A 12,898-nucleotide genomic window follows, 5' to 3' on the forward strand; every position below is an offset into this window, starting at 1 on the left:
TATGGGAAAAACGCTGGACGGAAAGGTCGTGCTGGTCACTGGCGCGGGCGGCGGGATCGGCCGCGAAATCGCGCTGATGGCGGCAGCCGAGGGAGCGGCGATCGTGGTCAACGATTTGGGCGCGACGCTGAAGGGTACTGGCCACACTCTCACTGCTGCGCAAACGGTGGTGGACGAGATCAAGGCCGCCGGTGGCGACGCCATCGCCGATGGCGGCAGCGTAACCGACCCGGACGCGGCCCGGGCCATGGTCGAGGCCGCCGTGAAGGAATTCGGCCGCATCGACGCAGTCGTGAACAATGCCGGCATCCTGCGCGACGGCTTCTTTCATAAGATGAGATACGAGGATTTCGATGCGGTTGTGAAAGTACACCTCTACGGCGCCTTCAATACCTCCCGCGCCGCGACTGATTATTTCCGCGAGCAGCAAAGCGGCGCGCTGGTGCATATGACCTCGACCTCGGGCCTGATCGGCAATTATGCGCAGGCGAACTACTCTGCCGCCAAGCTGGGGATCGCTGCGTTCTCGAACTCGCTCGCGCTCGACCTCAAGCGTTGGAACGTGAGGTCGAATTGCATCGCGCCCTTCGCCTGGAGCAGGATGATTTCGTCGATCAAGACCGAAACGCCTGAACAGGAGGCGCGGGTCGAAAAGATCAAGAAGATGACGCCTGCCAAGGTCGCGCCGATGGCTTGCTATCTGATGAGCGATCAGGCCGCAGAGATCTCGGGCCAGATCTTTGCCGTCCGCATGAACGAGATCTTCCTGATGAGCCAGCCGCGGCCCGTGCGTTCGGTGCATTCCGGCGACGGCTGGACCGCCGAAAGTATCGCCGAGCATGCCATTCCCGCGCTCAAGTCGCATTTCACGCCGCTCGAAGTGTCGGCGGAGGTCTTTTCCTGGGATCCGATTTGATGAGCAAGCGCAAACAAAAAATTGCCTCGAACATCGCCTGGAGCACACCCGACAAGATCTGCGTGCGCGGACTCGACCTGCCCAACGAGATCCTGGGCCACATGAACCTCGGCGATCTGGCGTTTCTGCAATTGACGGGCCGCAAGGCCACGCCCGAAGAAAGCCGCGTGTTCAACGCCATCGTCATCACGCTGGTCGAACATGGTATCACGCCGTCCGCCCTGACCGCGCGCATGACCTATATGGGCGCGCCGGAATCGCTTCAGGCCGCAGTCGCGGCGGGGCTCTGCGGGTTGGGCACGGTGTTCGTCGGCTCGATGGAAGGCGCCTCAAAGATGCTGTACGAAGCGCTGCCGCAGGACAAGCTGGGCATCGGCGCAGATCTGGATGCTGTCGCCGCTGAAACGGTTGAAGAATTCCGCGCCCGCAGGGCGATCGTTCCCGGGCTGGGCCATCCGGTGCACAAGCCGGTCGATCCCCGCGCGCCGCGGCTTTTCCAGATCGCGGCCGAGAACGGCAAGTCCGGCGAGTATGTCGCGCTGATCCAGAAAATTCAGGCCGTGGCCGAAGATAAGTCACGCAAGATGCTGCCGATCAACGCCACCGGCGCAATCGGCGCTATCTGCTGCGAGTTCGGCTTCCCATGGAAGATCGTGCGTGGCTTCGGGGTGATGGCACGCGCGATCGGGCTGGTGGGCCATATCCTCGAGGAGAGCGAAGATCCGATTTCCTACGAAATATGGCAGCGCGCTGAAGAGGAGATCCTGGAAACCAGCGGCCCTGACGTGCACAGGGCGAGGTGACGGATGCAGACCTCCGCCCCCGGAACCCATGACGATCTGCGCGCGGCGCTGCGCGCGCTCTGCGCGCAATTCCCACCCGAATATCACCGCCAGCATGGTGCGGATGAGACCTACCCCGAAAAGTTCGTTGAGGCGCTGACCCGCTCGGGCTGGCTTGCCGCGATGATCCCCGAGGACTATGGCGGCTCGGGACTGGGGCTGACCGAGGCCTCAATCATCATGGAGGAGATCAACCGCGCGGGCGGCAACGCCGGCCATTGCCACGGTCAGATGTACAACATGGGCACGCTCCTGCGGCACGGATCGGAGGAGCAGAAGCGGAAATACCTGCCCGGCATTGCCAGCGGCGAACTGCGTCTGCAATCAATGGCCGTAACCGAACCCACCACCGGCACCGATACCACGAAGCTCAAGACCACCGCGGTCAAGAAGGGCGACAGATACGTGGTGAACGGTCAGAAGGTCTGGATCAGCCGAATCCGGCATTCCGACCTGATGATCTTGCTGGCGCGCACGACGCCGATCAACGAGGTCAGGCGCAAGGCGCAGGGCCTGTCGATCTTCATGGTCGATCTGAAGAAGGCCATAGGCAATGGCATGAGAGTGAGCCCGATCGCCAACATGCCGGGGCACGAAACCTACGAGGTTTTCTTCGATGAGCTCAAGATCCCAGAAGAGAACCTGATCGGTGAGGAAGGGCGCGGCTTTTATCATATCCTGGATGGCTTGAATGCCGAGCGCACCCTGATCGCTGCGGAATGTATCGGCGACGGCTACTGGTTCATTGATAAAGCCCGCGCCTACGCCGGAGAGCGGATCGTATTCGACCGGCCCATCGGCCAGAACCAGGGAGTGCAGTTCCCGATCGCCAGAGCTTACGTCAACCTCGAGGCAGCCAATCTGATGCGCTTCGAGGCATGCCGCCGCTTCGATTCCGGCAGCGATTGCGGGGCGCAGGCCAATATGGCCAAGCTGCTTGCCGCCGATGCGTCCTGGGAGGCGGCTAACGCATGCATCCAGACCCATGGCGGGTTCGGATTTGCCCGGGAGTACGATGTTGAACGCAAGTTTCGCGAAACCCGTCTGTACCAGGTGGCACCGATCTCGACCAACCTGATCCTGTCCTATGTTGCGGAGCACATCCTCGGCATGCCGAGGTCGTTTTGAGGCGCCTCGTGCTGACGCGACAATCCGGAACGGGAGGAGCGCGGATGACAATCCAAGTCGACATCGATCATCTGCGAGGCTGGATCGGCACTGAGGAGAGCGCTTCGGAACCATTAGCGACGTACTGCTGGCACGGTACCGCGCGACCTTGGGCCGGTGGCTCGCGCCCGCCGAGGCAGGGCACGCACCACTGGGCCTCCACTGGTGCCTCACACTGCCTACGGCCGATCTCGAGACGCTTGGAGCGGACGGACACCCGGCCCGGGGCGAGTTTATGCCTCCTGTGCCTTTGCCTTCGCGCATGTGGGCCGGTGGCGAGTTGCGGCATCTGAGGCCGCTGCCTACGGTGGGAACCGTCAAGCGCCGGTCAGTCATCGCCGATGTGACCCAGAAACAAGGGCGCAGTGGCCCGCTGGTGTTGGTTGCGGTCAAGCACAACTACCTCGCTGACGGCGAAATCGCGATTGTCGAGACCCAGAACATCGTCTATCGGGCAAGCACGGTGCCCAGGCCCGCACCTGCTGTTCCGCCCGAGGCGGCAAAGCGCGTGCAGGAGGTCCTGACGCCCGATCCCGTTTTACTGTTCCGCTATTCAGCGATCACATTCAACGGCCATCGTATCCACTACGACCATCCGTATGCCTGCGAGATCGAGGGCTATCCAGACCTGGTGGTTCATGGGCCGCTGCAGGCTACATTACTTGTCAATCTGGCCGCGAAGGCATGTGGCGGCATACCGGCGGTTTTCAGCTATCGGGGCTTGGCGCCATGCTATAGCGGCAAGATGTTGATGCTGTGCCAACAGGGGACGCCGACCAAAGGCACGGTGTGGTGCGAGACAGCCGACGGACTAAGAACAATGCAAGGCACTTATCAGACCTGATCGCTTCAACGGAACGATCGAACTCACGGGAGAAGATGTTGAGCGGAACGGAGACGAGCCGGAAGCGTTCTGGCGAACATGGCACTGCCAAACTGGCTGAATTCGCGTCAGCGCTGTCCATACGGGATATTCCCGAACATGTCGTCGAACGGTGCGTAGATCTCTTTGTCGATTGGGCCGGATCGGCGCTTTCAGGCGCACGCCATCGCGCGATCCTTGCGGTTGACGATTTCGCCAAGGAAATGGGCCCCAACCATGGCCGGTCAGAAGTGCTCATCTCGGGCCGCACGACCTCACCGCTATTCGCCGCGATGGTGAACGCTGCCGCTTCGCACGTCTCTGAGCAGGACGATGTGCACAATGGTTCAGTGTTCCATCCGGGGGCGGTGGTGTTTCCCGCCGTACTGGCGGTCGCCCAAAATATCGGCGCGAGTGGCCGCGAATTCCTGACGGCATGCGTCGCCGGCTATGAGACAGGCATTCGCGCCGGCGAATATCTGGGCCTTCCGCACTACAAGGTCTTTCACACAACTGGAACTGCGGGCACTCTCGCTGCGGCTGCTGCGGCGGGCCGGCTGCTCGGGTTGAGTTCGGAGCAGATGCTCAACGCTTTCGGCTTGGCCGGAACCCAGGCTGCTGGAGTATGGGAGTTTCTCCGAGACGCCGCCGATTCCAAGCAGCTCCACACCGGGAAGGCCGCAGCCAACGGGCTGACCGCAGCAAGTCTCGCAGCAAGGGGGTTTACCGGCGCACGTCGCATCCTGGAGGGCGAACAAGGCATGGGCGCAGGAATGTCACAGAACTGCGACACGACAAAAATCACCGCCGGCCTCGGCGTGAGATGGGCGCTCGCCGAGACCTCATTCAAGTTTCATGCCTCATGCCGCCACACGCACCCTGCCGCCGACGCGTTGCTCAAAATTGTGCAGGAGCACGACTTGCGCGCCGAAGATATCGAGCATGTCACCGCTCATGTTCACCAGGCGGCAATCGACGTGCTGGGGTCGGTCGTGCGGCCTGCCACAGTGCATCAGGCGAAATTTTCGATGCCTGCTACGCTCGGGCTCATTGCCGTGCATCGGCGCGCCGGGTTGGATGAATTCGATACGGCCCTGGAGGATGAAGCGGTACGAGAGTTCATGCGACGGGTCGATATGGTCTTCGACCCGGAAGTGGAGCAGAACTACCCGGCAACCTGGATGGGGAAAGTATCGGTGACGACAAAAGGCGGAACGGTTTTGACAGACCGTATCGAAGAACCGAAAGGAGATCCTGGTAATACCTTGACGCGCGGCGAAATTGAAAAGAAAGTGCGCAGTCTGGCAGAGTATGGTGGCGCCCTCGATCGCGATGGGTGGACGCGCGTCTCCCGCAGACTTTGGTCGATTGCTTCACTCGAGGAGATCGGATCGCTGCTTCGCTGATTGACTGTGTTTCGGCGTGGAATAAGGACCCCGTTTCAGGGGTGATCGGCATCCAAAAGGGACCCCTGTGACGGCAGGTGTCTCACACTGCCTCCGGTTTGATCGGAGGCATTTGTTTTGGATGTTGGTCGTGGAGACGATTGCGAAGATGCGCCGGCTGTCGCTGGTTCAGGGGACGTCTGGCGGAAGGGAGCCGGCCATGACGGAGGTTCTGGACCGCATCCGAGGCGCGTTGGTCGGGCTGAAGATGCCGCGTGCACTCGAGGCGCTCGATCACACGATGCAGCAGCTCGAGAAGGGAGAGATCACCGGCATCGAGGCTATCGATGCCCTGCTCGCCGAGGAATACGCGACCCGGGAAACCCGCCGGATTGACGTAGCGCTGCTGACGGCAAAGCTTCTGCCGGCCAAAACACTGGAAAGCTTCGACTTCAGCTTCCAGCCATCGCTTGACCGCGAGAGGATAGCGGCGCTCGCACAGCTCGACTTCATCCGCCGCGCCGAGGTTGTTCACTTCCTGGGGCCACCTGGAACTGGAAAAAGCCACCTCGCGACCGCGCTGGCGTCGCGGCGGTCAAAGCCGGCCGGCAGGTCTACCGAGCCACCTTGGCGGATCTGATCGGCGGGCTTGCGAAGGCCGAACGACAAGGCCAGCTCGCGGAGAAAATCCGCTTCCACTCTCGCGCCTCGCTGCTGATCGTCGACGAGATCGGCTACCTGCCCATCACCCAGGGCGGCGCCAACCTGTTCTTCCAACTCGTCAATGCGCGATACGAGAAGGGCGCTATGATCCTTACATCCAACCGCGGCTTTGCCGAGTGGGGAGAGGTCTTCGGCGATCCCGTCGTCGCCACCGCGCTTCTGGACCGCCTCCTGCACCATGCCGTCGTCATCCAGATCGAGGGGGCAAGCTACCGGATTCGCAGCCACGCGGACCTGATCCCCGAACATGTCCGCGCGAACGCACCAATCACGCCACCACCGCCTCCGAAACGTCGCGAACGGCCGCCCAGGAACGGAGCTGCCAATCCATAAAACCGGCTGATTACCGGACCCGGTCGAGTGGGGAATTTTACTTCGGCACTTCTGGGGAAAATTGAGGCGGGTTTGACACTATATCCGCCGCCTTCTTGTAGTTGGTGCCCACGCGGTGCTGCGCTTCAGCCGCAAAGCGAGGGCGGCTCCAACAATGTGGCGACCGGATTGCTGGCCAAGAAGCCCTACACGGTCGTTGCCGTTGCCTTGGCCAACAAGATGGCACGAATAGTCTGGGCGCTGATGACGACCGGAAAGGAATTTGAAGCCCACGCTGGCTGACAGCGGCGGACTCGCATCCGAGATGGTGAGGTGCTGATGGTGTGATGACGAACGGTCGATCCGGGATCGGATTAATCCGTGGTGAGACATGTGCAAAAGCACGTCAAGCTGAGAGGAACCCGATCTGCGGACTTCATCAGGGCCAGCGGCATGAAGAGGCCGCACTCAAAGGCCGGATACATGCCTGCACCCGACCAGCCAGTCATCAACTTCAGAAAGCCCTTGCCACGCGGAGGCCGTCCATACATGTCTCACCAACCGGGTCCACCTCTCAGCCGCTACATCAGCAACAACGCCGATCTCATCCCGATTTACGCCGAACGGCACCGCTATGGTGAGGTGATTTGGACCGCGTTCGTCGAGTCTACCGTCAACCAGGTGATCGCCAAGCGTCTCGCCAAGAAACAGCAGATGCAATGGACGCCGCGCGGCGTTCATCTGCTCATGCAACTGCGAACCCGCGTCCTCGACGGCACGCTCGACAGCGACTTCAAGCGCTGGCGCGAGGAACGGCGACCAGCAAACCAAGCCTACCCAGCTTTCGGTCCGCCGGCTACTAACGCCCCACACAACTTGGTACTCCCGCCGATCGGCCCCTTGACCCAATTCCGACCATAGCTCCTGTAGCAGGCGAAGATTCAGTGTCAGGAACTGGGTATGAAGACCAACCGCCCGTCGTCATCGAAATTTGCCTGTAGTACCAACTCGGTTCGCAATTCACAACCGGCCTCCTGAAGAACCGTGGAAACTAGCCGCGGTCCTTCTTCCAGTTCGACCATGGCAACCACGTAAGGGGCCGGATGGGCCGGTGAATAGCTGATGCGATACTCCGTGAACGTATGCAGGCGCGCTCGCCCGCTCGCCTCGATCCATTCGAGGGCCGAAGCCGGATGCCGCTGGCAGAGCCTTTGCGTGTACGGCAGAATCTCGTGACAGTCCCGGCACCTCGCTAGGTGTAGTTCACGTTTCCCCTGGAAGGTCTGAAACGTCTCGACAAAGGAGGAATGGCGGCGACCGACTTTCATAGCACCTCGTGCGGGCTGGCCAGCATCGCCGCGTGATAGTCCAGTCGCCCCCCGGTCCCCGTAACGAGGATCAGGTTGTTGCGAGACGATTGAGCGTCGCCTCCCTGTCCGCGCGCCTGGATCACTGCCTCGGATACCGGTGTCATGCCTTGCAGATAAAAACCCGAAAGATGTCCGCCGCCTGTGTTCATCGGCAGACTGCCGCCGGGGGAGGTATGTCCCTCGGCAATGAAATGCGTCGCCGCTCCCGGTTCGCACAGCCCGTATTCTTCCAGAGCGATAACACCGACATAGGAAAACGCGTCATAGGCCTGCACCATCTCGATCCGTTCCGGGCCGATGCCGGAGGCGCGCCAGAGATTGCGCGCCGAAAGTCCGCCGGACTGCAGTTCGGGCTCGCGACCGGCAAGGTTTCCGCCGCCGGTATGACCCTGGGCAAATGCGTGAAGATAGACGGGCATCGTACGAAGTTCCTTCGCCCGTTCGCATGAGGTGATGATGACGGCGATCGCCCCGTTTACCGGATAGGCACAATCCAGCACCCGGAACGGTTTGGCCACGAACTTCGATTCGATAAAGTCTGACATTTCGATGGCATCGCGAAGCATGGCCCGAGGGGTGAGCTGGGCCCATCTTCGGCATGCGATCGCATAGTGTCCCAACGCGTGGTCCGCCAAGTTGTAGTGTTGAACATAGCGTTGAGCCGCCATAGCATAGGGTCCGGCGGCGCCATACATGCCGTAGCCGTCCTCCCAGTGGTCTAGGCCCGACAAGGGCATGACTCGGTTGTAGGACGCGCTTCCTTTCTCCTTGCCGGGGCGGAGGGGGACGTCCGCAAAGACGCAAGCCACAATGCTCGCCATCCCATAACGGATATGCAGGCTTGCATGCTGGATCGAGGCCACTACAGAGGCTCCTTCGACCTGCAGATTACCCAACAGGTTCAATTCGGTCAGCCCGAGATCCTCGCGCAACCTAAGCGGTACCGTGTTGAGCGGCGCGGAGGGGCTGGACGCCAGCATCAACCCATCGATATCAGCTAGATCCAGTTCGCAGTCCTGTGCGGCGGCAACCACGGCGTCGATGGCCAAGTCTCGGGGTGTCCCGATATCCGTCCTCGCCATTTCGCTGTAACCCAGCCCGGCAATGGCCGCAAACGGGCTAGGGCGAAAGCCCCTCATGACTCCACAGTTCTGCCCTGCCACCACGGCAGGGCCCTAGTCTGTTCGCGCACAAACTGGCGAATTGCCCGTTTGTCCACTTTCTCCGTGGACGTGCGGGGAAAGCTGTCGAGTCGCAGTACGTGCTTGGGCAGTTCCATCCGGCTGAGATGAATCTCGCCGAACGCCCTCAGGTCTTCCACGGTCGGCAGGGGCCGGCCGTTATGCGGTGCGACGACGGCAACCACAGCCTCTCCCCAATCCGGATGAGGAGCGCCCACTACGCAGATCTCGGCCACGTCGGGGTGCTGCTCGAGGACGGATTCCACGCTCGACGGATAGACGTTGACGGCGCCGGTGATGATCATGAAATTCTTGCGGTCGATAAGATACAGATATCCTGCCTCGTCGAAACGACCGATATCGTGAGTTCTCAGCCAGCCGTCGACAAGAACCTGCTTCGTCAGTTCGGGCAGGTTGCGATAGCCCAGCATCGTCGTTTCGCCGCGAACCCAAACTTCACCTATTTCACCGTTGGGCACTGGTTCAGTATCGCCATCGCGGATTGAGATTTCATACATTCCGCCCGGACGCCCGACGGATCGGAGCAAGTCCGGATTGTTTGCCAGAGCGTAGTCATGATCCTTCGGCGTCAGGTGGCTCAGCCAGCCGCCTTCGGTCAGCCCGTAGGTCTGCAGGAAACGGACATTAAGCGCATCCATGGCGCGTTTCAGAAGACTGACCGTGATCGGTGCCGAGCCATAGGCCAGGAGACGCAGTGATGACAACACCTCCTCGCGACCCTCGCAAGCGTCCAGAACCCGGCGGATCATTGTCGGGACCATGAGGGCGGCTGTGACCTTATGGCGGCTAACCTCGTCGATGAAACTGTCAACTTTGAAGGATCCGTCCATCATGACGGTGGTCATGCCGTTGACTAGCCCGATCATGCCGAGGACACAGGCCATCCACGACGAAGCAATCGCCGGATACCAGACATCGTCAGTCGTCAGGCCTCGCGAGACGGCTCCCTGATAAATCATCAGAGCGACACTTCGGTGACTGTGGATGACGCCTTTGGGGGCGCCCGAACTGCCGGATGTGTAGCTGATCACCAGGGGTTCCTCGGGAAGCAGATCCTGCGGCTCCAGCGGCACCGATCCGGCAATCAGCCGGTCATAATCCTCTTCAAGTCCGTGGCCTTCACCAAAGCCGATCAGCGTGCAGTCGTCGAGAAGCCCGCCAATCTCCAGCGCGTCCCGCAGAACGTCGACAAAACCCGCCTGAACAAGCACGACCTTTGCATCGCAATCCTCCAGAATATGGGCGATTTCCGCAGCGGCGTACCGCCAGTTGATCGACACTCGTACAAACCCCGCCTTCATGCAGGCGAAGTAGTGTTCGAAAACCTCCACTGAATCCTTTCCGAGGATGACGACGCTGTCACCTTTGGTGATACCGTGGGAGAACAAACCCGCGGCGAGACGACCGGAGCGGTCGTTCATCTCGGCCCAGGCGCGGGACACCGAACCGCAGTGATATGCCGTCTTGCCAGCGTAGTTCCGACTGATCCGCGCCAGCATTGTAGCGGGGAGTATCATTTCTTCTCCAGCTCTTAGATCAGGAAGGCGAGCGTCGGCAGGGGATCGCTGGCATTGGTCAGTTCCACCCGCTTGTAGAACATACCAAAAGAATCACCACGGCGCCGCAGCCTGTACTCGTAACGGCCGGCCCAGATCGTCATTTCCCGCGTTGCCTGGATGCGATACTCGAACAGCGCAAAATTGCATTCGATGCTGAATTCGTTCTCGCTCAATGCCTTGAACTCGAAATTCGACAACTGACGGCGCATGGGCGAGGCCGGCTGCTGAGCCAACCGCAAGCCAGTTTTCAATTGCGCAATTCTGTTCTTCAGACGGATCCGGTTGTCGGCAATGACCGACACTGTCGTGTCGGGATTCGGAGCTTCGGTGTCACCGGCCGGGACCCAATAGAACATGTCTGATTCCAATAAGCCGTCCCATTCATCGTAACGGGCTTCATCAGCGTATCTCGCCTCAAGACTGAGAAAGTCCACCAGACTTTGCCGATCGACCGAACTCACTTCCGTAGGGCTGTTACCTTCATTCCCGTTCATGCCTGCATCACCTCACGATAGTGTGACCAGAAACCCCGGTTGGTGGTTTCATCGCTGATATGTCCCCAAATGGTCCCGTCCTCGCGCTTTTCCTCGCGCTTGCGCCCGCGGCTGAGGTCCATCCAGCCGCCGCGCCCGCCGGTAGCGACCTGCTGACGCTCGGATATGATCGCGTCATCAGCCAAGAGGAAGGATGCCGGTCCCATCGCCGCCTGAGACTGGCGCAGGATGCGGGCGTTCAGTTTGTCGGAAACGCCGTCCAGCAACATCGGGGTATGCCACAGCACGCATTCGTCAACGCTGACCGGCTCAAAGATGGCGATATTCATTTCGCCTAGGAAAAGATTGGGAAACACCGTCGAATGCGGCGGTCCGTCGACAAGTTTTCTCATGGCTTCTTCCTCGCCATACGCCTCCTTCATGGATTCCACGTAGTCGGGAACCTTTTCCTTCGTGGTGCCCAGCCATTGAAGCGGTTCTTCGTATGAAGGCGCATGTTCGAGCGCGACATGCCCGTTACCCCAGTCAACGGTCTTGGACTTGCGTTCGTCCTCGCTCTCGGAAAGCATCTTGTATTGAGAATCCGGGGCAAAAACCCGCAGGAACGAAGCGTGGGTGAATGGTGCGTGATATCCGTCGGTGGAGTTTTCCGGAAGCATCTTCCAGTTGCAGCGGAAACGCTGCTTCAGCCACCCTGCCGAGAGCTTAATCTTGCCGGTCGGCGAAAGCGAAACGGACCGGTCGATCAGATCCTTGGCCTTGCCGAGATGGTCGTCCAAGGGGCCGGCATCGGGGTTGAAGGTAATGAACACGAAACCGCGATGTCCGGCCTGCATCGCCGGTTTCTGCAACCCCAGACAGGAAGAATCCTTGTGCGAACCGCCGGGAAGCGGCACACCGACGAGATCCCCCTCATGGCTGAAGGTCCAGCCGTGATACTCACACGAGAAGCTGCGGCTCGATCCGCTGTGCTGATGGCACAGCATGTTGCCGCGATGCGCGCACCTGTTGGAAACCACACTGATGTTTCCCTCGCGCGTGCGCACCATGATCACTGGCTCGCGGCCGATCATGCGCGTAATATAGTTGTTCGGTTTCGGAACCTCCGATTCATGTCCGACGAACACCCAGCCGTCGTAGAACAATTTCTTCATCTCGGCATCGAACAGTTCCCGATCGGTATAAATTGTCGAGTGCACAGAATCGTCGCCGAAGCGGTTGCGGATATTCTTCCTTTCACCGTCCATAGCTCTTGTTCCTTTGCTGTCTAGTGTTAGAGGTCGTTCCTGATGACCTTGTGAATGCGGATCGTCACGCCTGTCCATTTTGGTAAAAATCCGCGACCAACTGATTGAATCGGGCTTCCTTGTCACGATGACTCCAGTGGCCGCATTGACCGAAAATGTGCAGCTCCGAGCCCGGAATGAGCGACGAGATGTGCAAGCTCGTCTCTTTGGGAACCACCCTATCCTCGCGTCCGTGGATCAGAAGCACGTCGTTTTCGATGCCGGCGATCTGCTCGTCCGGCGTGACCAGCACATTCATCTTCTCTTCGCGCGACCCGGGAAAGAGCTTCTCGAAAATCTTGTCATACCCAGGCCGATGGAAAGTGTCGAAGCGCAAACTGATCATATCATCGGTAATCAAGGAGGGATTCAGCGTGAAATTTTTCAGAAGAACCTTCAGGTCTTCCTTTCGGCCCCGATAGCCGAAACCGGCATTGAAATCCGGCGGCACCTCGAATTTCGTGCCTGCTGACCCCATCAAGACCACCCGGTCGATGCGTTCGCGATGTCTTACCGCGACCGCCAGTGCCAAAGCCCCGCCGAAGGAATTCCCCAAGAGGTGCACCTTTTTAAGTTGTTTCGCATCCATGAACGAGATTACGTGACGCACCCAGTAGTCCAGATTAAATTCCGCATCGTTGGGACCATCCGTAAACCCGAAGCCCACAACGTCGATCGCGAGTGCATGGAAATGCCGCCCAAGCGCGGGAAGCGTGCGTTCCCAGTTCGCATAGGCCGACACGCCTATTCCGGACCCGTGAAGCAGCAGCACCGGAGTGC

The 12,898-nt window shown here is 60.1% G+C and carries 10 protein-coding genes and 4 pseudogenes; 8 read left to right on the top strand and 6 right to left on the bottom strand.

Features of this window, described 5'->3' with window-relative positions; all coding sequences use genetic code 11:
* Position 1: 1 nt before the first annotated feature.
* The 8 genes and pseudogenes from NTH_RS22390 to NTH_RS22425 all read left to right on the top strand — a co-directional run.
* Positions 2-916 carry an SDR family NAD(P)-dependent oxidoreductase gene (locus NTH_RS22390; protein ID WP_338532384.1) on the top strand — a complete coding sequence of 305 codons (915 nt, stop codon included), beginning with the start codon at positions 2-4 and terminating at the stop codon, positions 914-916.
* Positions 916-1,719 (top strand): citryl-CoA lyase, encoded by an 804-nt coding sequence (locus tag NTH_RS22395; protein WP_338532385.1) that lies wholly within the window; start codon positions 916-918, stop codon positions 1,717-1,719. Before NTH_RS22390 ends, NTH_RS22395 begins: the two co-directional genes overlap by 1 nt.
* Positions 1,720-1,722: 3 nt before the next feature.
* Complete coding sequence (locus NTH_RS22400; protein ID WP_338532386.1) at positions 1,723-2,886, top strand: acyl-CoA dehydrogenase family protein; 1,164 nt, start codon at positions 1,723-1,725, stop codon at positions 2,884-2,886.
* A 346-nt stretch (positions 2,887-3,232) separates the two neighbouring features.
* Positions 3,233-3,769 (top strand): hypothetical protein, encoded by a 537-nt coding sequence (locus NTH_RS22405; protein WP_338532387.1) that lies wholly within the window; start codon positions 3,233-3,235, stop codon positions 3,767-3,769.
* A 38-nt stretch (positions 3,770-3,807) separates the two neighbouring features.
* Positions 3,808-5,193: an MmgE/PrpD family protein gene (locus NTH_RS22410; RefSeq protein ID WP_338532388.1), complete on the top strand. Its 1,386-nt coding sequence runs from the start codon at positions 3,808-3,810 to the stop codon at positions 5,191-5,193.
* 199 nt (positions 5,194-5,392) lie between these two features.
* Positions 5,393-6,228: pseudogene (gene istB / locus NTH_RS22415) on the top strand (IS21-like element helper ATPase IstB).
* A 79-nt stretch (positions 6,229-6,307) separates the two neighbouring features.
* Positions 6,308-6,510, top strand: a pseudogene (locus tag NTH_RS22420) (IS110 family transposase); the annotation flags it as partial.
* Positions 6,511-6,789: 279 nt separating this feature from the next.
* A pseudogene (locus NTH_RS22425) lies at positions 6,790-7,128 on the top strand (hypothetical protein); the annotation flags it as partial.
* A 26-nt stretch (positions 7,129-7,154) separates the two neighbouring features.
* Here NTH_RS22425 and NTH_RS23180 read toward each other — a convergent pair.
* The 6 genes and pseudogenes from NTH_RS23180 to NTH_RS22450 form a co-directional block, all read right to left on the bottom strand.
* Entirely contained in the window at positions 7,155-7,535 is a 381-nt protein-coding gene (locus NTH_RS23180) for a Zn-ribbon domain-containing OB-fold protein (RefSeq protein WP_422392464.1), read from the bottom strand.
* Positions 7,532-8,626 carry a thiolase family protein gene (locus NTH_RS22430; protein ID WP_338532389.1) on the bottom strand — a complete coding sequence of 365 codons (1,095 nt, stop codon included), beginning with the start codon at positions 8,624-8,626 and terminating at the stop codon, positions 7,532-7,534. Before NTH_RS22430 ends, NTH_RS23180 begins: the two co-directional genes overlap by 4 nt.
* An 86-nt stretch (positions 8,627-8,712) precedes the next feature.
* The gene (locus NTH_RS22435) at positions 8,713-10,296 is read right to left on the bottom strand and encodes a class I adenylate-forming enzyme family protein (RefSeq protein WP_338532390.1); all 1,584 of its coding nucleotides are present in this window, start codon (positions 10,294-10,296) and stop codon (positions 8,713-8,715) included.
* A 14-nt stretch (positions 10,297-10,310) separates the two neighbouring features.
* Complete coding sequence (locus NTH_RS22440; protein ID WP_338532391.1) at positions 10,311-10,832, bottom strand: aromatic-ring-hydroxylating dioxygenase subunit beta; 522 nt, start codon at positions 10,830-10,832, stop codon at positions 10,311-10,313.
* Entirely contained in the window at positions 10,829-12,079 is a 1,251-nt protein-coding gene (locus tag NTH_RS22445) for an aromatic ring-hydroxylating oxygenase subunit alpha (RefSeq protein ID WP_338532392.1), read from the bottom strand. Before NTH_RS22445 ends, NTH_RS22440 begins: the two co-directional genes overlap by 4 nt.
* A 64-nt stretch (positions 12,080-12,143) precedes the next feature.
* Positions 12,144-12,833 (bottom strand): annotated as a pseudogene (locus tag NTH_RS22450) (alpha/beta fold hydrolase); the annotation flags it as partial.
* Between the last annotated feature and the right edge of the window lie 65 nt (positions 12,834-12,898).

The sequence above is a fragment of the Nitratireductor thuwali genome, from assembly GCF_036621415.1.
In the GTDB taxonomy this organism is placed as follows: Bacteria; Pseudomonadota; Alphaproteobacteria; order Rhizobiales; family Rhizobiaceae; genus Chelativorans; species Chelativorans thuwali.

Coding starts and splice junctions, on each gene's coding strand:
- NTH_RS22395 (WP_338532385.1), top strand. CDS start 916: ATGAGCAAGCGCAAACAAAAAATTGCCTCGAACATCGCCTGGAGCACA.
- NTH_RS22400 (WP_338532386.1), top strand. CDS start 1,723: ATGCAGACCTCCGCCCCCGGAACCCATGACGATCTGCGCGCGGCGCTG.
- NTH_RS22435 (WP_338532390.1), bottom strand. CDS start 10,296: ATGATACTCCCCGCTACAATGCTGGCGCGGATCAGTCGGAACTACGCT.
- NTH_RS22390 (WP_338532384.1), top strand. CDS start 2: ATGGGAAAAACGCTGGACGGAAAGGTCGTGCTGGTCACTGGCGCGGGC.
- NTH_RS23180 (WP_422392464.1), bottom strand. CDS start 7,535: ATGAAAGTCGGTCGCCGCCATTCCTCCTTTGTCGAGACGTTTCAGACC.
- NTH_RS22445 (WP_338532392.1), bottom strand. CDS start 12,079: ATGGACGGTGAAAGGAAGAATATCCGCAACCGCTTCGGCGACGATTCT.
- NTH_RS22440 (WP_338532391.1), bottom strand. CDS start 10,832: ATGAACGGGAATGAAGGTAACAGCCCTACGGAAGTGAGTTCGGTCGAT.